Raw genomic sequence first — 20,909 nt, 5'->3', positions numbered from 1 at the left:
TGTCTTGCTCTGTCAGGATGTTTTGCATGCTGCAGTCCTCTGTCCGGCCCTTTTTTTGTCATCTTTTTCAAGATGACACCTCTTGTATTTTTTTCCGCTCCCGCACCAGCAGATATCATTTCTTCCAAGTCTCGGCACGGGCTCTTCAGTTTTTTGGTCAAAGAAAGAAGCAACCTTTTCTATGATGCCCATCTTACTAATTCCTCCGGTATGTTTATAATTTATTATAATAGAAAATGCAGAAAATCCTGGTCTGAGATATACTTTATTATTTCAACAATCTATGTTAACAGAAAAGGGCCGTGTTTTCCCATGAACAAGAATATCCCGGTAAATTATAATGAAATTCAGAAGGCTATGGAGGACGTAAAGAGGGACTGGTTCGACTATTTTCTCGATTTAGAGACCTTCAAGGTGGTTGTCCTTTCAGTTGGCGACTTAAACGAGGCATTGATGACACTATACGGCAAGACCTCACCGGATTATGAAAAAGATGTAGTCTTTGACAGCGAGGTGAATCTTGATGCAGAACTTCCTGATTCATCTGAGGATGCCCTGGATATTGCACTCTCAGTATTGATGGATGAGGAGAGGTATCTCCGTATACCTGAGAGGAGCGCTGAGGAGGCGTTTAATGTAATGAATAGCTTTATAGATACAGTGGCAGACCCGGAGTTGAGGGACTCCCTCCGGAGCGCCCTTGACGGCGCCGGTTCGTTCAAGCGGTTCAAGGATGCCCTGTTATCTGACAGGAAAGAGCGTAAGCGCTGGCATGGTTATAATGCAAAGGCAATGAAGAGGGTGATAGCCGGATGGCTTAAAAGGGAGGCTGGGGAGCGGAAATTGAACAGAAAAACCGAATCATGACACCTTGTTTATCAGGCAGGGTGGAAATCTCCATGTGATTTTTGGTATTTTAGGAGCAGTGCACCAGTGAAAAGTTTGACAGGATAAACGGTATTTGGAAAGAGTTTTAGACGGGATTTTAAGGGTATCCTGTTAATCCTGTCTGAAAATAGCTGAACTGTTACGTATTTTAATTTAATGTGTTTAAAACGTTACACGGAGGCAGTGCCTCGAATGAATTCTTTATTTAATGACGATAAGGGGGTATGCAGATTGGAGACTTTGAGGAATCTTGACGAGAAGATAGTATCGGCTATTGAGAAGGTAAGGGTTTTGAGAGAAGAGAAGATATCTCTTGAGAACAAAGTGAGAGAACTCGAAGCGTTGCTGAATGAAAAGAATGTGGAGATCGAGAGTCTCAGAACGGAAAAAACGTCTGTAAAGGGACAGATCGAGGAGTTGCTCAGCGAACTGGAAAGCATAGAGCTGTAGTGAGGGGAAATGGGCAGTGTTGAGGTAAACATACTGGGGCAACGATACAGGATTAAGGGTGACGCTTCTGATGAGCATATCCAGGAACTTGCCCGGTTCGTTGACGAAAGAATCAGGGAGATTTACGATAAAGGGCCAAACACCGTACCTCTTAAGGCTGCAATACTGGCAGCACTGGATATAGCTGACGAGCTTTACAGATACAGGAAGGAACAGGAAGACCTGACAAAGGGCATAGAGAAGAAGACTGAACAACTGGTGAGGCTTTTTGACTGATATTTTCAGGCTGCAGGCGATGGCAAGTCAGTCAGTACACTTTTTATACTGTTTTGGACACTGCTGATTATGGATATATTATCACAATCAAAGGTGGCACTTGTAATAGGGCTCTTTCTGTTTACCTATCTGATTAATCTTCCCTTTGGTTCCCTCAGGGTGAGATCAAGGAAGTTCTCCTTCAAGTGGTTTATGTATATACATATCCCCATTCCTGCTATATTTCTTCTTCGGGTGTTTTCACATCTTGAGTTCCGATACGTTCCCATTTTTGTTTTTGCGGCATTGATGGGGCAATTCCATGGCGGGAAGATAGAGGTATGATCTGCCGGCAAAACCTCTCTTCTGCCCTTTATCCACTTCCATGCTTTTTACACACCCCTGCCCCCTCTTTTTAGAGGGGAGTTAGACTTGTTTCCCACCCATTATCTCGTTTTGTTTATCCTGGTGAGGCCGGTATCGTCAAGGATTTTCCCCTCTATCAAGAGGGGATTAAGGGGTGTGTTCCTTTTCCTGTTTCCTGTTATTATTAACCTTTAATTATTACCCTTACAAATGAATACGGAAACGGAGAGATACTGAATCAAGTTCAGCATGACAAGGATCAAGTTCAGGGAGACAAAACAAGGGCTTGGCAGCAAGCTCTTAAGTGGTTGATTTTGACGAACGGGGCTTACTTGTTAGAAGTTTATGGAAAATATTAGTATTAAGTAGGCGTGTTGAGAGGAGAGCAGGAGCAGATGACAGAACGGAAAAAGAGCTTTGTTGACCGGATATGGGATTTATTTGCATCGATAAAGCTTGCTGTCGTGCTCTTTTTCCTTATAGCCCTCTCTTCCATAGTTGGTACTGTTATTGAGCAGGGAGGAGAGCCTGAAAAGAACCTGATACTCCTGAAGCGGCTCTTCGGAGACTCCCTTGCCCCTTCAGCATACAGGGTTTTCGAGACCCTCGGTTTTATGGATATGTACCGTTCGTGGTGGTTCGTGGCCCTTCTTGCCCTCTTTTCAGCAAACCTCATTATATGCTCTCTTGACAGGCTTCCCCGAATATGGAAACTCGTCAGCGAACCGCTGAAGCCGCTCTCTCCACTGATGGCCATGACCGTTCCCATACGAAAGAACGTACAGCTAAAGGGGTCCCCCGCGTCTATAAGGGAAAAACTCGTGCAGGTGCTTAAATCCCTGGGGTTCAATGCTGAAGAGAGTGCCATGGAGGACGGAGGTTACCAGCTCTATTCACAGAAGGGTAGGTACTCAAGGCTCGGTGTCTATATAACACACCTCAGCATCATCGTCATTATGCTGGGTGCGGTGATAGGAGTATTCTTTGGCTTCAGGGGTTATTTGCCCATTCAGGAGGGCTATATCTCTGATATTGCATATGCAAGGGATGATACCGAGCATAAGCTTGGCTTTGCCATCAGGTGTGATGACTTTGATGTTGAGTTCTATGATATGTCGGATATGCCGAAGGTTTACAGAAGCCGCCTTACTGTTATCAGGGACGGAAAAGAGGTCCTGAAAAAGGTTGTGGAGGTTAACTCTCCACTAAGGTATGGGGGGTATACTTTTTACCAGTCGAATTATGGAATGGTTCCCGATGCACAGGGATATTTTATTCTGAAAATCAGGGGCAGCAGTGGCAAGGCAGTGACCGTTAACAGGATGCCCGGTGAGTCCTTTGTCATACCAGGCACAGAGATTGTTGGCACAATCAGGGACTTCAGTCCTGCCCTTGCCATGGATAATTCAGGGAAGACCTTTACGTATTCGGATATGATGAACAACCCTGCCGTCTACATAGAATTTTCAGAGGGGGGCAAGGCAAAGTATGCAGGGTGGATACTGAGGCGCTTTCCTGCAACGTGGCGTCTCCCTGACGGCAATATGGTAGAGCTTGTAGACTACTGGGGGGTTCAATATACGGGATTGCAGGTCAGAAAGGACCCCGGCGTGTGGCTGGTCTATCTTGGAAGTGGTATAATGACTCTGGGCCTTTACATGGCCTTTTTCATGAGCCACAGGAGGATTTGGGTCCTGGTCAGAAGCGAGGGCAGGCACAGTACGGTCACAGTGCTTGCCACAGCAAGCAAGAACAGACCGTCCTTTGAAAGAAAGATCGAGAGGTTTATAGCGGGCCTGTCAGGAGAAGCAGATGGATAGTTCGGTGCTCTTTGGTATAGCAACTATTGGATATATGCTCTCGATGGTTGCATATATTTCATACCTGGTCTTCAGGAAGAGAGGGATAGGGGTGGTTGCCACAGGTATAACTGTGGCGAGTTTTGTGGCTCAGACCGCTGCGTTTCTGATGAGATGGGTTGAGGGTTATGAAATGGGGTTGAGGAGTTTCTGGCGGCCGCCTGTCTCAAACCTCTATGAATCCCTTATATTTTTTGTCTGGTGCCTCATCCTTGGTTATCTTGTTATTGAGTTTAAATACAGGAACCGCTCCTTCGGTGCCTTTATAACCCCTGTGGCAGGCCTGGCGCTGGCCTTTATAGAGATGACAGGCATGTCTAAGGAGATACAGCCACTCATGCCCGCGCTTCAGAGCAACTGGCTGCTTGCACATGTCACGATGAGCTTTATTGCCTATGCCGCATTCGGCCTATCCTTTGGCACGGCACTTATGTACCTGATAGAGAAGACTGAAGAAAGGACCGAGCCGGCCTATATCTTCTGGACGGTTTCACTTGGCGTCCTCATTGTCCTGCTTTCAGCCATGGGTCTTGATTTCATTAAGTATCACGTTCTGGCTACTAATTCCGAGGTAATAAAGAGCTACCTCTTCAGGGCAACCTTCAAGAGCGCTTCAGCTGCGGTGTCACTGACAAGCTGGATCGGGTCCGTAGTTATTATTGCCCTGGTCTGGAGATACGGCTATCTGTTAAAGAGGATAGTGGCTGCCTTCAGTATAACCACTGATCTGCTCGATGAACTGACGTATAAGACTATAGCTGTAGGCTTTCCCATATTTACCCTCGGTGGGCTCATCTTTGGTGCCATCTGGGCTGATCAGGCCTGGGGTGTATACTGGAGCTGGGACCCGAAGGAGACGTGGTCACTCATTACATGGTTTGTTTATGCCTTTTACCTGCATGCCCGCCTTATGAGGGGCTGGAAGGGGCGGAAGGTGGCAGTGGTTGCGGTTGTGGGTTTTGTTACCGTGGTTTTTACATATCTCGGTGTTAATCTGTTACTGTCCGGTCTTCACAGTTATGGAGCCCTGGGATAGTGGATATTATAATAGAGTAAACTATACCAGGAGATAGTGATAAAAAGCCTCAATCATGGGGAAAGAAGCGATATGACAGGCTCTGAACGGTTTTAAGTATCCGTTGATACTTACCTCGGAGTCCCGGACGGATGGCCGGGACGAGAATGAGTGAAGAGTCTGTCATATTGCTTCCAACAACCATTTATCAATGGATTCGGAGTATAGTGTGAAAGGAGATTCCCTTGAAGCAAGCCAGGATATTGATAATAGATGATGAGAAGCTCCTGAGATGGTCCCTGCAGCAGAACTTCGAAAAGGAGGGATGCTCTGTTATTACTGCAGAAAAGGGGATAGAGGGATTGAAGCTGTATAAGGAGGAACGCCCTGACATTACCCTTCTCGATATCCATCTGCCGGATATCTCCGGAATGACCGTGCTTGAGAGGATAAAGGAGCTTGACAGGGATGCCATTGTCGTGATGATCGTACCCTATGGAGATATTCAGACCGCTGTAAAGTCTGTCACGATGGGGGCCTATGACTTTATTGAAAAACCTTTTAATATGGACAAACTGAATATCCTGATAAAAAAGGCATTTGAGACCGTGGTGCTTCGAAAAAAGGTGAGCCGGTTGAGGACTAAACTGTCCCTGCAGAACGGTTTTGAGGGATTTGACTGCATAGTCGGCCGATCCGGTTCAGGGGAGCTTGAGATAAGTATACCGGCCGGTGGTGTGGATATTAAGGAATTTGAAAGAAAACTGCTTGAGAGGGCTCTTGAGATGACCGGAGGAGACCAGGGCCGGGCTGCAGGGCTTCTGAATATTACGGGAGATGAGTTAGAATATAGAATGCAGAAGGGTGGCCTCCTTGAGTGAGAAGGGGCTTGGTTTGATTTTCGAATGTAAAAAGAGGCGGGGTTATTCAGGATTACAAACAGACATTGTCCTGTATGGAGAGCTATGAAAGCATTTGTGGTTGACGATGAGCAGCTTGTAAGGTGGTTTCTTGAGAGGGCTCTGAAGCGGTGGGGTTATGAAGTGACCTCGGTCTCAAATATTAATGATGCCATGGTTATTACCGGGAAGGAAGACTTTGATTTTGATATAGTCTTTACTGACCTGAAAATGCCCGAAGGCAATGGCTCAATTCTGGTGGATCAACTCTGCAAAAAGAGCAAAAGGCCTCATATTGTAGTCTGTTCTGCCTATATCACGCCTGAGATGGATAGTGATTTCAGAAGCAAGGGTGTCCTTACACTTAAAAAGCCGTTTAAACTCAGTGAACTGGAAGAGACACTGAAGAAGATAATCTGAACTTATTTGACAAATTCTTTTTCCGAAAAATATAATAACTTGATTAACTATTTAAGATACTTATAAAAATTCATGACAGGAGGTTCATATGGCTGAAGGCGTTATAGAAGTAACAACATCATCCTGGGATCAGGAAGTGTTGGGGTTTAAAGGGCTTGTAATGGTGGACTTCTGGGCGGTATGGTGTGGCCCCTGCAGGATGGTGGCACCTACTGTTGAAGAGATAGCAAAGGAATATGCAGGTAAGGTCAAGGTCTGTAAATTGAATACTGACGAAAACCCTGATATTGCCAGCAGATACAAGATTATGGGTATACCCACGCTTATGTTCTTTAAGGATGGCGAGAAGGTTGAGCAGATTGTCGGGGCCGTTCCAAAACCCCAGCTCAAGGCAAAAATTGACCAGTTTTTAGGTTAGTGAGGGGAGATGTTTGACTCTTTAAGTGAAAAATTAGAAGGTATATTTTCAAAGCTCAAGGGCAGGGGGTTTTTAAAGGAAGAGGATGTTGATGTTGCCCTCAGAGAGCTGAAGCTCGTCCTGCTGGAGGCTGACGTTAATTTCAGGGTGGTCAAGGATTTTATCACCCGACTGAGGGAAAAGGCCATAGGCAAGGAGGTTCTTGAGAGCCTGACCCCCGGCCAACAGGTTGTAAAGATCGTTCATGAGGAGTTGATCGAGCTCCTCGGCAGTCAGAATGAAAGGATATTATTCGCTCCAAATCCCCCAACAGTAATCATGATGATCGGTCTTCAGGGTTCGGGTAAGACAACGACTGCGGCAAAGCTTGCCAATCTGTTTAAAAAACAGGGCAGGAGGCCCATGCTCGTGGCTGCAGACCTGCAGAGACCTGCTGCAATTGACCAGTTGACTACATTGGGAGCCCAGATTGACGTCCCTGTCTATTCTGCCCGGGATGAGAAGGACCCTGTAGCGGTTTCCAGTGCATCCCTGAAAAAGGCACGGCTGGATGCAAGGGATATCCTTATAATAGATACCGCAGGACGGCTCCATATTGATGAGGAGCTGATGAGTCAGCTTGAGGGTGTCAAGGCCGCGGTAAAGCCGGATGAGGTCCTCTTTGTGGCTGATGCCATGACAGGACAGGATGCCGTTACTGTTGCAAAGAGTTTTGACGAGCAGACGGGCATAGACGGAATAATACTGACAAAAATGGACGGAGACGCAAGGGGTGGTGCTGCCCTGTCAATAAGGGCTGTAACCGGCAAACCCATCAAGTTCATCGGTGTTGGTGAAAAGATAGATATGATAGAGCCCTTTCACCCTGACAGGGTTGCATCAAGGATCCTCGGGATGGGTGATGTCCTCAGCTTTATAGAGAAGGCCCAGGAGGCGGTTGACGTCAAAGAGGCTGAGGCGCTTCAGAAGAAGATTACCGATGAGACTTTTACCCTGGAGGATCTCAGGGATCAGTTGCTGAAAATAAAGTCAATGGGGTCGATAGAGAACCTCCTCTCCATGATACCCGGGATGGGTAAACAGCTGAAGGGTGTGCAGGTGGATGAAAAGGAGTTTTCGAGGATAGAGGCCATTATAAGCTCCATGACCCCGCGGGAAAGGAGAAATCCCCATATACTGAACGGCAGCAGAAAGAAGAGGGTTGCCCTTGGAAGCGGCACAACCGTTACCCATGTAAACAGGTTGCTGAAGCAGTACAAGGAGATGAAGCGGATGTTGAAGATGTTTAAAGGCAAAAAGGGCAAAAAAGGTAAATTCAGGGGCATGCCGATGCCCTTTTGAACGGGGCAGGGTTTACTTTACCCCCTCGGGTATATTAAAATTCTAAGGTTGTATGCCCTATTACCGGTATGCTAAATATAGTCAGATGCAGGAGGTGAGTAGTTGGTAAAGATCAGGTTAACAAGGTTGGGGGCTCATAAGAGACCTTTTTACAGAGTTGTAGTTGCAGATTCAAGGACCAGAAGGGACGGAGCCTTTATTGAGATCGTGGGTTTTTATAATCCAATGAAGGACCCCTCTGAAATAAAGATTGACACGGAAAAGGCCAGGTTCTGGTTACAGCGTGGTGCGCAACCGACTGATGCGGTCAAGAGGCTATTACAGAAGGCTGGCCTGTAGGCAGCCGAATCAATCTGATGGAGGTGGCAGAAGATGAAAGAATTAGTGGTATCTATGGCTAAGGCTTTGGTTGACAGACCTGAAGAGGTCGTTGTACAGGAAGTTGATGGTGAGAAAACCACTGTTCTTGAACTCAGAGTGGCTCAGAGTGATCTTGGTAAGGTAATAGGAAAACAGGGGAAAACAGCACGGGCGATGAGGACAATCCTCTCTGCAGCGGGAACCAAGATGGGTAAACGCTGTGTCCTTGAAATTCTCGAATAAAACTTGAATAAAAGAATGATATACCCGGAAGGGGGGCGCCCCTTCCGGGGCAGTGTCCTTGCTCCTGCCTTTAAGCCGGTAAAGTCAGATCTTCCATCTTCAGGATAAACTATGTCTTCTCTTGTCAGTATCGGGCGAATAGTCAAATCACGGGGAGTGAAGGGGGAATTTATAGTACTGCCCCTCACTTTTTCTCTGGAAAGGTTTGATGATGTATCTCGAGTGTATATCAAATTTGATGACGAGATAAAGGAATTTACCATTGAATACTCCAAGCCCTATGGCCGTACAGTCATTATGAAATTGCGCGGGATTAACTCCCCTGAAGATGCCGCAGCCCTCCGAGGAGGGCAATTAATGGTTCCGGAGGAGGAGAGTCCCCCGTTACCTGATGGTGTTTATTATTATTATCAGATAATCGGTCTTAGGGTCTTTACTGTTGACGGTGAATATATCGGACGGGTGACCGACATAATCGAGACCGGAAGCAATGATGTCTATGTTGTCAGGGAGGGGGAGAAGGAGTACCTGATTCCTGCTATAAAGGATGTTGTCAGGGATATAGACATACGAAACAAGAGGATTGTTATCTCCCCGGAGGCGGGGCTTCTTGAATGAGCCCGGGATATTTGACACCATGACATTTGAGGTGCTGACACTTTTCCCCGGTATAATAAAGTCTTACCTCTCGGAGAGTATCATGAAGAGGGCAATAGAGCGGGGAGCTGTCAGTGTGGATGTCTATAACATAAGAGACTTTACCACGGACAAACACCGTCAGGTTGATGATTCTCCATACGGAGGCGGGGCAGGGATGGTCCTGAAACCCGAGCCGGTATTTAATGCCCTGGATTATCTGAACAGGGATGGGCAGGAGAGGTTTAAAGTGCTGCTTACACCGGGTGGCAGGGTTTTTAACCAGTCGCTTGCAGAGGAATATGCAGGAAACAGGAGGCGTATCCTCTTTATAGCTGGCAGGTATGAGGGGTTTGACGAGAGGATAAGGGCGGTGTCGGATGAGGAGGTATCCATCGGTGATTATGTGCTGACTGGTGGAGAATTGCCTGCTTTGGTTATAATAGATGCCGTTACAAGATTATTGCCGGGTGTTCTTGGAGACTCAAGGTCTGCTGAAGAGGAGTCTTTTACAACAGGTCTGCTCGATTATCCCCAGTATACAAGGCCTGTAGAGTTCAGGGGGATGAGGGTGCCCGATGTGCTGCTTGGCGGAAACCACGAGTTGATAAGAAGGTGGAGGAGAAAAGAGGCGCTTAGGCATACCCTTCAGCGAAGACCCGAGTTGTTGCAGAGAGTAAACCTCAGTGAAGAGGATAATGAACTGATCAGGGAGATAAAGGAGGAAGAAAAATGAATATGGTAAGCTCTGTAGAGGAGGCTTTCAGGAAAGAGGTTCCGCAATTCAATATTGGTGATACTGTAAGGATCCACGTCAGGGTTGTAGAGGGAGACAAGGAGAGGATTCAGCCCTTTGAAGGTGTTGTTATAGGCCGTAAAGGCAGTGGTATAAGGGAGACCTTTATGCTCAGAAAGGTCTCTCACGGCATCGGTGTGGAGAGAATCTTTCCTGTTCATTCACCTGTTATCGAGAAGCTTGAAGTCATCAGGCAGGGAGATGTCAGGAGGGCAAAGCTTTACTACCTCAGAGACAAGAAGGGGAAGGCTGCCAAGGTTAAGGAAAAAGAGCTTTTCAGACGCTGATACTGATGGGCAACTATCGTGGCCTCTGAAGATCCTTACACCTATGACGACCGTTTTCGTGCACAGGGCTACAATCCCCTGTCCGGGGTGGATGAAGCCGGCAGAGGGCCTCTGGCAGGCCCTGTAGTTGCCTCGGCAGTGGTGTTGCCTCCTGCTGTAAGGATCCCCGGGCTCAGGGATTCCAAAAAACTTAGCCCGAAGCAGAGGGAGGCCCTGTTTTGGGAGATACTGACTGAGGCTGAAGGTATAGGGGTAGGGGTTATCGGTCCTGATGAGATAGACAGGATAAATATATACAGGGCCACAAAGCAGGCAATGATAACGGCGATAGAGGACCTCGGTAATCCCCCCGGCATCCTGATAATAGACGCAATGGAGCTTCCCCTGAAGATAAAGCAGGTCTCCATGCCGAGGGCAGAGAGTATCAGTGCCTCGGTTGCAGCGGCATCAATAATAGCAAAGGTTACCAGGGACAGGCTGATGGAGCATTTTCACTCCCTTTATCCTGCCTATGGTTTCAGAAAACACAAGGGTTATGCAACCCGGATGCATATCGAGATGCTCGAAAAACACGGGCCCTGTCCCATCCACCGCCGGAGCTTCTCTCCGGTTGCCGCACTCAGCCTGCCGTTTTAAGGTAAATAAATATGGATTTTTTTAACCCTCGGATTTTTTATTCATTCCATGACTTGATAAATCAGCTGGTTTGGGGTTAAAATTATTGCCGGGTTCAACAACACCTGAAATAAAAAAATTCGGCAATGGAAAGGGTACATGCAATGTCATCGGAAGTCATAAGCCGTAAGTCGGAAGGAACAGAATACGAAGTAGTAATAGGCCTTGAGATACATGCTCAACTCTTAACGGATACAAAGATATTCTGTGGCTGTTCCACCCGGTTTGGCTCCGGCCATAATACGCAGACCTGTCCTGTCTGTATCGGTATGCCCGGGGTTCTGCCTGTTCTGAACCGCCGTGCTGTGGATTTTGTAGTGAAGACAGGCCTTGCCATGAACTGCACTATATCTCCTTACAGCAGGTTTGCAAGAAAAAACTACTTTTATCCCGACCTCCCCAAGGGATACCAGATAAGCCAGTATGAACTCCCCATCTGCGAGCATGGATATGTGGACATAGTGACTGACGGGATTGAGCGAAGGATAGGTTTAACACGCATTCATATGGAAGAGGATGCGGGAAAGAACATACATCAGAAAGACGGCAGTCTTGTTGACCTCAACCGTGCGGGTGTGCCCCTTATGGAGATTGTATCAGAGCCTGATATCAGGACACCGAAGGAAGCCGCAGCCTTTATGAGGAAACTGAGGGCCATCCTCAGATACCTCGGAGTCTGTGACGGCAACATGGAGCAGGGCTCCCTCAGGTGCGATGCCAATGTCTCTTTAAGGCCGGTTGGGGCTGATGAACTTGGAACAAAGGCGGAGATAAAGAATATAAACTCCTTCAGGTTTGTTGAGAAGGCCCTTGAGTATGAGATAAAGAGGCAGGTAAAGATCCTGAAGGAGGGGGGCAGGGTTATTCAGGAGACGAGACTCTGGGACTCAGGTGCAGGCATTACCGTGTCAATGCGTTCAAAGGAAGAGGCTCATGACTACCGCTATTTTCCCGAGCCCGATCTCGTGCCGATTGAGGTGTCAAGGGAGTGGATTGATGAGATGAGGTCAGGCCTTGTGGAGCTGCCTGATGAGAAGAGGAAGAGGTATACGGAGGAGTTCGGGCTGCCGGACTATGATGCCGGGATGCTTGCTGAGGAGAGGACGGTTGCCGAGTGGTTTGAAGAGGCGGTCAGGCTTGGCGGCAAGCCAAAGGCAGTGAGCAACTGGATGATGTCGGAGTTTCTGAGGCTCCTTAACGAGACAGGCAGGGAGATATCAGGGGTGCCCCTGACCCCGGCGCATCTGGTTGACATGCTGAAGCTTATGGATAACGGTACGATCAGCGGTGCAATTGCAAAGACCGTGTTTGAGGAGATGTTCCGCAGCGGTAAAGCCCCGGAAGCGATTGTAAAAGAGAAGGGGCTTGTCCAGATAACCGACACCTCGGAGATCGAGAAGTTGATAGATGAAGTCCTGGCTGCAAATCCTGCTGAGGTTGAGCGGTACCGCAGCGGTGAGACAAAGCTTCAGGGATTCTTTGTAGGCCGGATAATGAAGGCCTCAAAGGGTAAGGCAAACCCGAAGCTTGTTAATGAACTTTTGAGAAAAAAGCTTTCCTGAGAATGCCGGCGAGCCGGCTGGCAAGCTATTATCCTGACAGACTAACAGGCACAACCCGCCCGTGTTTCCAAAAACTCTTTGTGGTATAATAATAAATGAAGGTAGTATGTCAAAACAGGAAGGCCTATCACGACTATCACATAGAAGAGACCTATGAGGCTGGCATTGTACTGACCGGTACCGAGGTCAAGTCCCTGAGGGAAGGCAAGGCAAACCTTCAGGACAGCTACGTGATAATAAAGGATGGCGAGGCCTTTTTGCTGAACTGCCATATCAGTCCTTACAAATACGGCAATATAATGAATCATGACCCTGTAAGGACGAGGAAGTTGCTCTTTCATAAAAAAGAGATTCAGAGACTGATGGGCCAGGCAGCCCAGAAGGGTTCTTCCCTTATACCATTGAAGATTTATTTTAAGGGGCCGTACGTTAAGGTAGAGGTAGCCCTTGCAAGGGGCAAGAGACTCTACGAGAAGCGTGAACGGATAAAGGAGCGCGAGGCAAAGCGTGAGATTGAACGGGCACTTAAGCATTGATAGTTAACGATTAGGGGGCGTATGGATTCGACGGGGGTTACGAGACTCAGGTTGCATGCCGTGGTTCCGTCACCACGAATAAAGACGGGAAAAAACACAAACGCCAACAACGAACTGGCACTCGCTGCTTAATTAAAGCAGCGCATCTTTCGGGAGATGTCTGCTATCCCGAAAAGGTGTCGATCAGCAGGCTGGCCTGACATTCCTTCCTCTGGTGTTGGGCGAGACTAAAAGAGGAATAAGGCATTGAGAAGCCTGTCTGGCGGCGGCTCAATTGCCTGAAAACCAAAAGACAGACTAAGCATGTAGGAGCCTGAGTGCAGTGCTTTCGGACGTGGGTTCGATTCCCACCGCCTCCACCAGCCTTCGCTTCTCAATATCTTTCGAGCTACGGCCCGGTGAACCAAGCCGGAGTTTGAAACGAAGGCTGGCGGGCCGGCTTAAACAGCACAATTCGAAATATATTGAGAAGTGAAGGCTGATGAAGTTTCAATATATAAGTTCAGGTCTCAATATTTGACATTCGGCCATAGCCAATCCTTGGTTATCATTTTAAAAATGCAGTTAATAACAGCAAAATAGCGGAAAGAGAACGGCTAAGGTGGTACAACAAAGAGAAATGTCAAATGTTGACCCCTGTTTTTCTACAACAATCTTCATGACCGATGGATAGAAACGGACACGGGGTGGAGAATTATCTTGGGCCGTGGACTCGACATATTCCAAAAACCGGAGGATAAGTTCACCTTGGGATTCCTGGATCAGACGAAACGGAAATGTAAGGCAACAACAATCACCTACACTCGAGTGAAAGCGGCCTCTTGATGAATTGTTGTCGTGAACAGCAAATAGAAGGACGGAGAGGGACCCGATAGAGGACCTAAAAGGAAACGGGGTAATTATGCCACAGTCAAAGCTGATGCCGAGCATCCTGGATCGAGAGATTACCGCGAAAGCTGATGATGCCTTCGGACACCAGGATTTCGCGAATGCTTTGAGGAGCTTAATCGAATCTGAGCATAATCAACCACCATATAGTATTGGACTGCTTGGTCCTTGGGGTACTGGCAAGAGCACAATCAAATCTCTCTATCTAAAGGACTTGCAGGATGATGCGACTACTTCTTCTCGCGGGAAAAAGAGAAGTCAACGCATCAAGGCCCTCACATTCAATGCTTGGCGATATGGTGGCAGCAGTGATATTAAACGTGCATTGCTACGGCACGTGTTTTTGGAGCTTGGGGGTAGCGATCAAACGCTCAAAGACGAACTTTATAATCAAATCAAGAGTACTTTTCTAAAGCCGAGAACATGGAAAGATATCTGGTTTGAGGTTTACGAAAAGGGAGTGTGGAATCTAATTCCTGTTGCAGTTTTCTTGATCATCCTTTTTTCCATGGTGTTGATCACCAAATTCTGGCTCGGTGTCAATGACCCCACCGCTTTGGGGATTATATCTCTTTCTTTTTCTTTAGCAGGTGCTTTCGCCACGAAATACTTGGGAGACGCAGCGACTTTCTTGATTCCGAGATATTCCAGAGCAACTCGAATTGAGATGCCTAAAACGTCTGCAGAAGAATATGAGGAATTGCTGGTAAACCAGATTGCTAAGTTCAAGAAAAGCCACAAGAGTTATGAACGGCTCGTAATCTTTGTTGATGATTTGGACCGTTTGTCCGCCCATGAAATGGTTGATGGACTTGATGCAATTCGTGTGTTTATGGATCTGCCACAAGACGTCTTGGGTATTATTTTTGTAATTTCGTGCGATGAAAACAGAATAGCTGAGGCTCTTAAACGGCGTCAAATGAATTCTGACCTCCCTGGTGCTGTTATCACACGAGACGATGCCAGAAAGTATCTCGACCGTATTTTTCAGTTCCGTTTGGAAATCCCGCCCTTTCCGAAGCAGGATATGCGCAATTTTGCACTTCGTCACCTAAAAGGAGCAGCATCGCACACCATAGAAGAAATCGAAAAGAATGGTGGACATATTGGTAATGTTGTGGACCGTATGATTCATGTTGACGTTTCAAGTCCCCGTAATGCTCTTCAGATAGTAAATGCCTTTATCCAGTCCTGGTGGCTTGCCCAAAAACGTGAGTATTCCGGCTCAGGCACTCAGCGAGCTGGCGGCTTGCTTGAAGGGACAATAACAAAACACCCAGTAACTCTCGCAGTCATAAGTGCCTTAAAGGTCAACTATCCTCACTTTTATAACAAACTACAAGAAGAGTCAGATCTAATTAGATATTTTACTGAAGTTTTTGTGCAACAAAGTCGGCAATTTGAAGACCTCCCACCAAAGCCTAAACATCTCTTGTCTGAGTATTGTAAAGATAGTGAACTCCGTCCCGAGCATACTTCTCTTCGACGCTTTGTCGGCAGCTTACGAGGACTTCGTTGGCCGGACTCGATACAACCATTTATACAATTAACCCAAGATCCTGTTACTCGTAAATACGGCAGTAGAGCGGCGAATATAGTTGCCGCGCTCGTCTCCGGAGATACTATAGGTGTTCTACAGGAGTTTGGGCGCGATAAGGATAATAAGCCTATATCAGAAGAGGACGCACTTTTATTGGCAAATATCATCGAGGATCTCGAAGGGGAATCTGAAACCAGACGAAATCATGCCGTCGCCGTAGTAGCTTCTATTTCTGAACGGATTCCTGCCGTTTCGCAACCAAGATTACTTCATCCATTATGTCGCCAACTAGAGCTCTCTCAAGACTTCAGATCACGCATAGGCGTTGAAATAATCGCGAGAATCCTTGATAAGGTCCACCCAGATTATCAGCGATGTATTGTTGCATTGCTTATTGATGATGCATATGGAGATTCGCACGGTTTCTCATTGCTTTTGGAAACAATGCAACCTCCATCGCTTGATGAGGCCAAGCGCATGGCCGAAACAATTGCATCTATGGCCCTTTCGGTTTGGGATAGACACGGACTTCCATCCGAACCGCAAAACAAATTCTGCGACTGGTTGTTAGAACGCACAATCTCTTTAGGCAAAGAATCAGCTACTCTTCCATATGGCCTTCTCGATCAATGGATGGAACGATATCAGAATATCCTACTCCCTAAACTTGGCAGTAAATACACGGATCTTTTAATTGGTGAGATAGAGAACGAAAGAACAGCTGATCTCAACCTTGCGGCAGCTTTTCAGCGCTGCCGGATTGTTTTTGATAATTTATGGTCAGCTGGCGAGGATGACCGCCCAGTACTGTGGGAGCAGTTGACGCGCATGGTGTCAGTAAAAACAGAGGAAGCTCTATCCTTCGCCTGGGATTACGCAAACCGCCACAAGGATGGTGCTGGCGGGACCTTTATCTCTTCGTTTGTAGCATCACTATCTACCCGGCTTTTAAGAGATATGGAGGATGAGAGCTCATGGGGCATCGATCAGTGGAAGGAAGGGGGAAAAATTCTACTGCAGATTGCATCCACGCGTACAAACGACCTTGAAGAGCAGGCCTTGGATAAGCTGGCAAACTTAGCAATCGCATATTCTCTTACCGAAGAACCCGACGAGTTTTGTATTGCAATAATCGATATTCTTACAAAAGCCTCCAGGGATATGGCTCACCAAGTGATAACCCATATGGTATCCAATCTTCTTACGGAGCTTCCAGATACGGGGATCTCATGGTTGGCAAGGCATTTTCAGGATTTATTGGATAAAGAAGAGCGACAGCAAATTCTACAAGAACTTAATAAACTTCTAACTGTCCCTGAAGTAGACGATGTTGCTTCCCGTAAGTATGCCAGTTTCTTCAATTCGCTGACATCGGCAGGTTATACCACGAAAGAAATGCAGTCCCATATGCAGCAGGCATTCCAGGCGCTGCAAAATAGACATAATGACTTTGAGCCTTTTGTGAAGAAGCTGTTCCCGACTATGGTAATGATGCTCAACAACGAGCCACATAGCAGTGCTGGAGGTAATCTCCAGCATCTATTTAATAATGCACAATCCCAGCCTGTTTGGCTTGCTTGGTTGCACAAAATAATTGCTGACCACTGGCCTGAAGAACTCTCGGGTATCAACATGACAACAGTGTTCAATAATGGGTTGACAGTTGCGACAAGTAATCCAGCGCAAGAAAACACGGATGGGATTCTGCTCTCATTGGCCAAGATGATAAAGCTTGGTCTTGTGGCTGGAGATGGAAATGTTGCACGCGTCGTAAAATTGGCGTGCGACCTTTGGTCATATCATAGGGAAGCCTCCTTAGCAGTCCTGAAATCATTTGAAGAGGCTCCAGAACCAGCAGATATTGTAAAGCTTATGGAGGGCATTGATTCAGCTGACGATGCTTTTTCTGATCTTCGAGTAGCATGGCAGCATATTGTGCCTCTTTTGGCCAGAGACAGACTGCAACAGGCAACCTCTCTTATTTTGTCTCAGAGTATGATTGGGCCAGAAGACGAACCGGATCGAGCCTTGGCAATATGGTTGGATAGTATGAATGCCGAAATGTGTGCTGAAGTTCTGCATACGTGCCTGGAAGATAGCAAGACCCCTGATGAACATAAGGATAGATTGTGGAGCCAGGCTATAAACTTGGGCAAGAAGGTAGAAAAAGAATTCTATTTAAATGCTATCCCTACTCTTTTCTCCGCTGACAACATTCCTAAAACTCAAAATACAGTCATCGAATCTGCCGATGAGACGAATGCATTATTTGGAAGCGCATCTGAAAAAAGTCTGCTCGCAAAGTCTCTGCTTAATGCATTCCTCAATTCGTCATCTATCGAGATGAAACGTCGTATAGCCACTTGGCTACACAATATTGGTGGGGAAGCACAGCTAAAAGATTTGAATACTGATGAATTCTCTGTCAATGAAGACGACATCGAGATTCTAAAGGAAATATTCCCTGGTAAACGAAAGGAATTAGAAAAATACCTAAAGGAAACTAAACAAGACGGAGAAGATCAGCACGAATAACGGGGACATTCATTAAAATGAGCTTTCGTTTTTGGAAACAAAGAGGGGTCATGGAAACAAAGAAGTTCAGGTCTACACATTTCACAAACAATAAAGAATGATGACAAGAGAAAATTCCAGAGCAGGGATAATCGCCTGGTGCGGACGGCTCAGGGCTGTTCAGCCCCGAATCCGCCCTCTTACGGTCTTTTGATGAGCGGCACCACAGCAACCAGGGGTATGTGCTCCGTATTGACGGAACATACGGGGACGAAATCGGTGAATTCCTGATCGCCATTTGGAGAGGCCGCACACGGGAAGCACCGGTATCTTTAGGCGGCCGGAATCCAGTCTCTTCAATGCATTCTGGATGCCCCGAACGTTTTCTGTTTTCGGGGCATGACGACAAAAAGACATTTATACACGGACTATCACTACTGTCCCAACGTTTTTTCGAATAAATTCAATTGGTTAAGGGATAGTGGTTCGTTAAAATTGTAATTGGAATTTGTAAGCACCTGTAAAATAGGCATTTTTTCAAACATAGTGAGTGGTGAGTGAGGTGAGTGAGGCAAAAGTACAATCAGTGGTCCTGGATGTAGACGTGTTGCTATGGAGACTTCTGTAGTTGGCGAAAAGACTTGATTCGGAAACGAGGGGCAGGAATGGCTGAGATGAACAGCAGGCCGTTGGAGGGTGCTATAGGACGGAAACTCACAAGTTTGTTGAAAGGAGTGGTCTGATAAATGTGGGTAATTGACATAAGACACTGGTTGAACAAACAGCAAGACGGACCGGCTGCGCCTCAGTTGCGGCTCAAGGTGAAAAAGCTTGCGGAGATCATAACCTGGATAACATTACATGACAGGGGTTTATCAGGAGGTGACGCGCCAAAATGCTGGCGGCGGCCGGAGAGAAAATCGTGCAAGGGCATTTTGAAAATCCAATTTGAGATAGACGACCGGATTCACTGGTTCTGCCCTGTATGCAAGGATGAAGGCCTTATCGACGGCTGGCAGGCAATCTCGGCTTTGAGAACTGCGGCCAAAGTTGAGGACGACGGCATACCTTTCGAGTAAAAGATGACCGAACTTACGGCAAAAATTTACGAGCAGTTCGCCAAAGCTGACCAGATTGAAGCCGCGATCAGGAAGAATCTGAAGGCTTTGGGATATGGGGAGGTTAAATGAAATTTGATCCGGATAAACCCTACAATAGCCTTCCGCCTTTGCCTCCTGAGTCGGGCTTTGAAACAAAAGCTATCCTTAAAAGAGCCATCGCCGCAAACCGTGCCCTTGCCGAGCTTAAGGGAGTCGGGCTGACGATACCCAACCAGGCTATGTTACTCGATTCACTGATTCTTCAGGAAGCAAAGGCAAGTTCTGAAATTGAAAACATCATCACAACCAATGATGCCTTGTTCCGGGCCTTTACCGCCAATACAAGTCAGATAGATGCTGCCACCAAAGAAGTGCTTCGTTACCGTGAAGCTCTCTGGGGGGGGTACAATACGCTGAAAAAGCGACCGGTGTTGTCTACAAATCTATTTGTCAGGATCGTTCAGACAATCAAGCAAAACCAGGCGGGCATCCGCAAAACGCCGGGGACAAAGGTTGTAAACAGCACCACCGGAAAGGTTCTCTACACACCACCTGAAGGTGAGTCGATCATCCGGGACAAGCTGAAGAATCTGGAGGATTTTATCCATTCTGAGGACGATATAGACCCTCTGATCAAAATGGCATTGATCCATTACCAGTTTGAAGCGATACATCCATTTCCCGATGGTAATGGCCGAACCGGCCGAATAATAAATATCCTGTTTCTGGTCTTTCGGGGGTTGCTTGATTTGCCGGTGCTTTATCTCAGTAAAGCAATAATCGAACGCAAAAGCGAATACTATCGCCTTCTTCGGGAGGTTACGGAAAAGGGTCAATGGCAACGGTGGATTCTCTTTATGCTCGAAGCAGTTGAAGAGACCGCCGGGTTTACCCGCGAGCGCATTATCGCCATCCGGAACCTGATGGAGGAGACTATGGAAAAAGCCCGTAAGGAACTCCCCCGCCATGTTTACTCCAAGGAGCTCATCGAGCTGCTTTTTCGTCAGCCATACACCAAGGGGAAGTTTCTGATAGAGGCGGGTATTGCCAAGAGAAAAACAGCTGCGGAATATCTCAAGGAGTTGGAGGAAATCGGGACTTTGAAAGCCCGTAAAATTGGCCGGGAAACCCTGTATCTGAACTGGCGGCTCTATGATCTGCTGGCAGGGAAATAGTTTGTGTGCCGGTTCAGTCCCTGAGTGTAACTTATGCATGACAAATTCAGAAATCGGTGCAGGTGGTTGCGACATGCACGTCTGCAGTGTCTATTAGGAAAGCAATTTTTTGCCAGAAAAACATGTCCATAACGTGGACGTATTGTTATAATGTGTCCATAAAATGACAAAATATGGACATGTTTTTGCGTTGTGTCCATGTCGTGGACATGTTTTTTGTCCTTCTCAGAAAATGTTTTTGCATCACCTGTCACACCTCGCTTTTCTTGAGCAGCACATCAGGGATAGCCGGTCCATGGTTCGTGGATAAGGGTGCTGCAATTATCTCGCTCTTTAAGCCTCAGCGGCTGCCGTAGTTATTAGATTTTCCTTGCACGTGACATGACACCTGTTATATTATATCTTCGTATTGCGGGTTGGACGGATTGCCTGAGCCTGGCTGGCCGTGGGCAAACACATGCTTGCTTGCAGAGCGAAAACAGCCGTGCAAAGACACGGCAAAGGATGTCGCAATGATCGAAAGTCCAAAGACATTTCCGGTATTGGTCAGGGAAGTCCGAAGGCAACTGGGGATCAGCCAGGAAGAGCTGGCCCATGAGCTGGGGGTGAGCTTTGCCACGATCAACCGCTGGGAAAACGGCAAGACCACGCCATTTAAGCTGGCCCGGGCGCAGTTTGACGCCTTT

The 20,909-nt window shown here is 47.0% G+C and carries 23 protein-coding genes, 1 other RNA gene and 1 pseudogene; 24 read left to right on the top strand and 1 reads right to left on the bottom strand.

The features are described 5' to 3' along the window. Positions 1–54: 54 nt before the first annotated feature. Positions 55–192, bottom strand: a pseudogene (locus VST71_11425) (SEC-C metal-binding domain-containing protein). Positions 193–312: 120 nt separating this feature from the next. Here VST71_11425 and VST71_11420 point away from each other — a divergent pair. The 24 genes from VST71_11420 to VST71_11305 form a co-directional block, all read left to right on the top strand. Then, positions 313–867 (top strand): UPF0158 family protein, encoded by a 555-nt coding sequence (locus tag VST71_11420; GenBank protein ID MEC4686329.1) that lies wholly within the window; start codon positions 313–315, stop codon positions 865–867. Between the two features lie 213 nt (positions 868–1,080). Further along, the gene (gene zapB, locus VST71_11415) at positions 1,081–1,338 is read left to right on the top strand and encodes a cell division protein ZapB (protein MEC4686328.1); all 258 of its coding nucleotides are present in this window, start codon (positions 1,081–1,083) and stop codon (positions 1,336–1,338) included. A gap of 9 nt (positions 1,339–1,347) precedes the next feature. Then, positions 1,348–1,614 carry a cell division protein ZapA gene (locus VST71_11410; protein ID MEC4686327.1) on the top strand — a complete coding sequence of 89 codons (267 nt, stop codon included), beginning with the start codon at positions 1,348–1,350 and terminating at the stop codon, positions 1,612–1,614. A gap of 69 nt (positions 1,615–1,683) precedes the next feature. After that, complete coding sequence (locus VST71_11405; protein MEC4686326.1) at positions 1,684–1,938, top strand: hypothetical protein; 255 nt, start codon at positions 1,684–1,686, stop codon at positions 1,936–1,938. Positions 1,939–2,354: 416 nt separating this feature from the next. Next, entirely contained in the window at positions 2,355–3,779 is a 1,425-nt protein-coding gene (locus VST71_11400; protein MEC4686325.1) for a cytochrome c biogenesis protein ResB, read from the top strand. Further along, on the top strand, positions 3,772–4,854 hold the full coding sequence (ccsB, locus tag VST71_11395; GenBank protein MEC4686324.1) for a c-type cytochrome biogenesis protein CcsB: 1,083 nt from the start codon (positions 3,772–3,774) through the stop codon (positions 4,852–4,854). Before VST71_11400 ends, ccsB begins: the two co-directional genes overlap by 8 nt. Positions 4,855–5,078: 224 nt before the next feature. Beyond that, on the top strand, positions 5,079–5,714 hold the full coding sequence (locus tag VST71_11390; protein ID MEC4686323.1) for a response regulator: 636 nt from the start codon (positions 5,079–5,081) through the stop codon (positions 5,712–5,714). A gap of 84 nt (positions 5,715–5,798) precedes the next feature. Then, on the top strand, positions 5,799–6,152 hold the full coding sequence (locus VST71_11385; GenBank protein ID MEC4686322.1) for a response regulator: 354 nt from the start codon (positions 5,799–5,801) through the stop codon (positions 6,150–6,152). Positions 6,153–6,240: 88 nt separating this feature from the next. Beyond that, on the top strand, positions 6,241–6,570 hold the full coding sequence (gene trxA / locus VST71_11380) for a thioredoxin (protein MEC4686321.1): 330 nt from the start codon (positions 6,241–6,243) through the stop codon (positions 6,568–6,570). A gap of 9 nt (positions 6,571–6,579) precedes the next feature. Beyond that, the gene (gene ffh / locus VST71_11375; GenBank protein MEC4686320.1) at positions 6,580–7,911 is read left to right on the top strand and encodes a signal recognition particle protein; all 1,332 of its coding nucleotides are present in this window, start codon (positions 6,580–6,582) and stop codon (positions 7,909–7,911) included. Between the two features lie 102 nt (positions 7,912–8,013). Beyond that, positions 8,014–8,250 (top strand): 30S ribosomal protein S16, encoded by a 237-nt coding sequence (rpsP, locus tag VST71_11370; GenBank protein ID MEC4686319.1) that lies wholly within the window; start codon positions 8,014–8,016, stop codon positions 8,248–8,250. 33 nt (positions 8,251–8,283) lie between these two features. Further along, positions 8,284–8,514 carry a KH domain-containing protein gene (locus VST71_11365; protein MEC4686318.1) on the top strand — a complete coding sequence of 77 codons (231 nt, stop codon included), beginning with the start codon at positions 8,284–8,286 and terminating at the stop codon, positions 8,512–8,514. Between the two features lie 111 nt (positions 8,515–8,625). Then, positions 8,626–9,132 carry a ribosome maturation factor RimM gene (gene rimM / locus VST71_11360; GenBank protein MEC4686317.1) on the top strand — a complete coding sequence of 169 codons (507 nt, stop codon included), beginning with the start codon at positions 8,626–8,628 and terminating at the stop codon, positions 9,130–9,132. A 19-nt stretch (positions 9,133–9,151) separates the two neighbouring features. Beyond that, positions 9,152–9,886, top strand: coding sequence for a tRNA (guanosine(37)-N1)-methyltransferase TrmD (gene trmD / locus VST71_11355; GenBank protein ID MEC4686316.1), 735 nt, complete (start codon positions 9,152–9,154; stop codon positions 9,884–9,886). Beyond that, positions 9,883–10,233 carry a 50S ribosomal protein L19 gene (rplS, locus tag VST71_11350; protein MEC4686315.1) on the top strand — a complete coding sequence of 117 codons (351 nt, stop codon included), beginning with the start codon at positions 9,883–9,885 and terminating at the stop codon, positions 10,231–10,233. The genes trmD and rplS overlap by 4 nt, the downstream gene beginning before the upstream one ends. Before the next feature lie 18 nt (positions 10,234–10,251). After that, on the top strand, positions 10,252–10,869 hold the full coding sequence (locus VST71_11345) for a ribonuclease HII (protein ID MEC4686314.1): 618 nt from the start codon (positions 10,252–10,254) through the stop codon (positions 10,867–10,869). A 143-nt stretch (positions 10,870–11,012) separates the two neighbouring features. Then, the gene (gene gatB, locus VST71_11340; GenBank protein MEC4686313.1) at positions 11,013–12,470 is read left to right on the top strand and encodes an Asp-tRNA(Asn)/Glu-tRNA(Gln) amidotransferase subunit GatB; all 1,458 of its coding nucleotides are present in this window, start codon (positions 11,013–11,015) and stop codon (positions 12,468–12,470) included. Positions 12,471–12,565: 95 nt separating this feature from the next. Next, complete coding sequence (gene smpB, locus VST71_11335) at positions 12,566–13,006, top strand: SsrA-binding protein SmpB (protein ID MEC4686312.1); 441 nt, start codon at positions 12,566–12,568, stop codon at positions 13,004–13,006. A 13-nt stretch (positions 13,007–13,019) separates the two neighbouring features. After that, positions 13,020–13,368: a transfer-messenger RNA gene (gene ssrA, locus VST71_11330) on the top strand. Between the two features lie 274 nt (positions 13,369–13,642). After that, the gene (locus tag VST71_11325; GenBank protein MEC4686311.1) at positions 13,643–13,831 is read left to right on the top strand and encodes an MIT C-terminal domain-containing protein; all 189 of its coding nucleotides are present in this window, start codon (positions 13,643–13,645) and stop codon (positions 13,829–13,831) included. A 76-nt stretch (positions 13,832–13,907) separates the two neighbouring features. Further along, positions 13,908–17,969 carry a P-loop NTPase fold protein gene (locus tag VST71_11320; GenBank protein MEC4686310.1) on the top strand — a complete coding sequence of 1,354 codons (4,062 nt, stop codon included), beginning with the start codon at positions 13,908–13,910 and terminating at the stop codon, positions 17,967–17,969. Positions 17,970–18,694: 725 nt separating this feature from the next. After that, positions 18,695–19,027: a hypothetical protein gene (locus tag VST71_11315; protein MEC4686309.1), complete on the top strand. Its 333-nt coding sequence runs from the start codon at positions 18,695–18,697 to the stop codon at positions 19,025–19,027. Between the two features lie 107 nt (positions 19,028–19,134). After that, positions 19,135–20,223: a Fic family protein gene (locus VST71_11310; protein MEC4686308.1), complete on the top strand. Its 1,089-nt coding sequence runs from the start codon at positions 19,135–19,137 to the stop codon at positions 20,221–20,223. Between the two features lie 512 nt (positions 20,224–20,735). Next, on the top strand, positions 20,736–20,909 hold a 174-nt coding region (locus VST71_11305; protein MEC4686307.1), incomplete at its 3' end, for a helix-turn-helix transcriptional regulator.

The organism is Nitrospirota bacterium (assembly GCA_035873375.1).
Classification (GTDB): domain Bacteria; phylum Nitrospirota; class Thermodesulfovibrionia; order Thermodesulfovibrionales; family JdFR-85; genus BMS3Bbin07.
This window is presented reverse-complemented; position numbering and strand designations above follow the sequence as displayed.

Excerpts from the sequence above, each read along its gene's own strand:
- smpB (MEC4686312.1), top strand. The coding sequence starts at position 12,566 with ATGAAGGTAGTATGTCAAAACAGGAAGGCCTATCACGACTATCACATA.
- VST71_11385 (MEC4686322.1), top strand. The coding sequence starts at position 5,799 with ATGAAAGCATTTGTGGTTGACGATGAGCAGCTTGTAAGGTGGTTTCTT.
- rimM (MEC4686317.1), top strand. The coding sequence starts at position 8,626 with ATGTCTTCTCTTGTCAGTATCGGGCGAATAGTCAAATCACGGGGAGTG.
- ccsB (MEC4686324.1), top strand. The coding sequence starts at position 3,772 with ATGGATAGTTCGGTGCTCTTTGGTATAGCAACTATTGGATATATGCTC.
- rplS (MEC4686315.1), top strand. The coding sequence starts at position 9,883 with ATGAATATGGTAAGCTCTGTAGAGGAGGCTTTCAGGAAAGAGGTTCCG.
- VST71_11315 (MEC4686309.1), top strand. The coding sequence starts at position 18,695 with ATGTGGGTAATTGACATAAGACACTGGTTGAACAAACAGCAAGACGGA.
- gatB (MEC4686313.1), top strand. The coding sequence starts at position 11,013 with ATGTCATCGGAAGTCATAAGCCGTAAGTCGGAAGGAACAGAATACGAA.
- VST71_11400 (MEC4686325.1), top strand. The coding sequence starts at position 2,355 with ATGACAGAACGGAAAAAGAGCTTTGTTGACCGGATATGGGATTTATTT.
- VST71_11410 (MEC4686327.1), top strand. The coding sequence starts at position 1,348 with ATGGGCAGTGTTGAGGTAAACATACTGGGGCAACGATACAGGATTAAG.
- VST71_11365 (MEC4686318.1), top strand. The coding sequence starts at position 8,284 with ATGAAAGAATTAGTGGTATCTATGGCTAAGGCTTTGGTTGACAGACCT.
- VST71_11405 (MEC4686326.1), top strand. The coding sequence starts at position 1,684 with ATGGATATATTATCACAATCAAAGGTGGCACTTGTAATAGGGCTCTTT.
- VST71_11420 (MEC4686329.1), top strand. The coding sequence starts at position 313 with ATGAACAAGAATATCCCGGTAAATTATAATGAAATTCAGAAGGCTATG.
- VST71_11310 (MEC4686308.1), top strand. The coding sequence starts at position 19,135 with ATGAAATTTGATCCGGATAAACCCTACAATAGCCTTCCGCCTTTGCCT.
- VST71_11320 (MEC4686310.1), top strand. The coding sequence starts at position 13,908 with ATGCCACAGTCAAAGCTGATGCCGAGCATCCTGGATCGAGAGATTACC.
- trxA (MEC4686321.1), top strand. The coding sequence starts at position 6,241 with ATGGCTGAAGGCGTTATAGAAGTAACAACATCATCCTGGGATCAGGAA.
- zapB (MEC4686328.1), top strand. The coding sequence starts at position 1,081 with ATGAATTCTTTATTTAATGACGATAAGGGGGTATGCAGATTGGAGACT.
- ffh (MEC4686320.1), top strand. The coding sequence starts at position 6,580 with ATGTTTGACTCTTTAAGTGAAAAATTAGAAGGTATATTTTCAAAGCTC.
- trmD (MEC4686316.1), top strand. The coding sequence starts at position 9,152 with ATGACATTTGAGGTGCTGACACTTTTCCCCGGTATAATAAAGTCTTAC.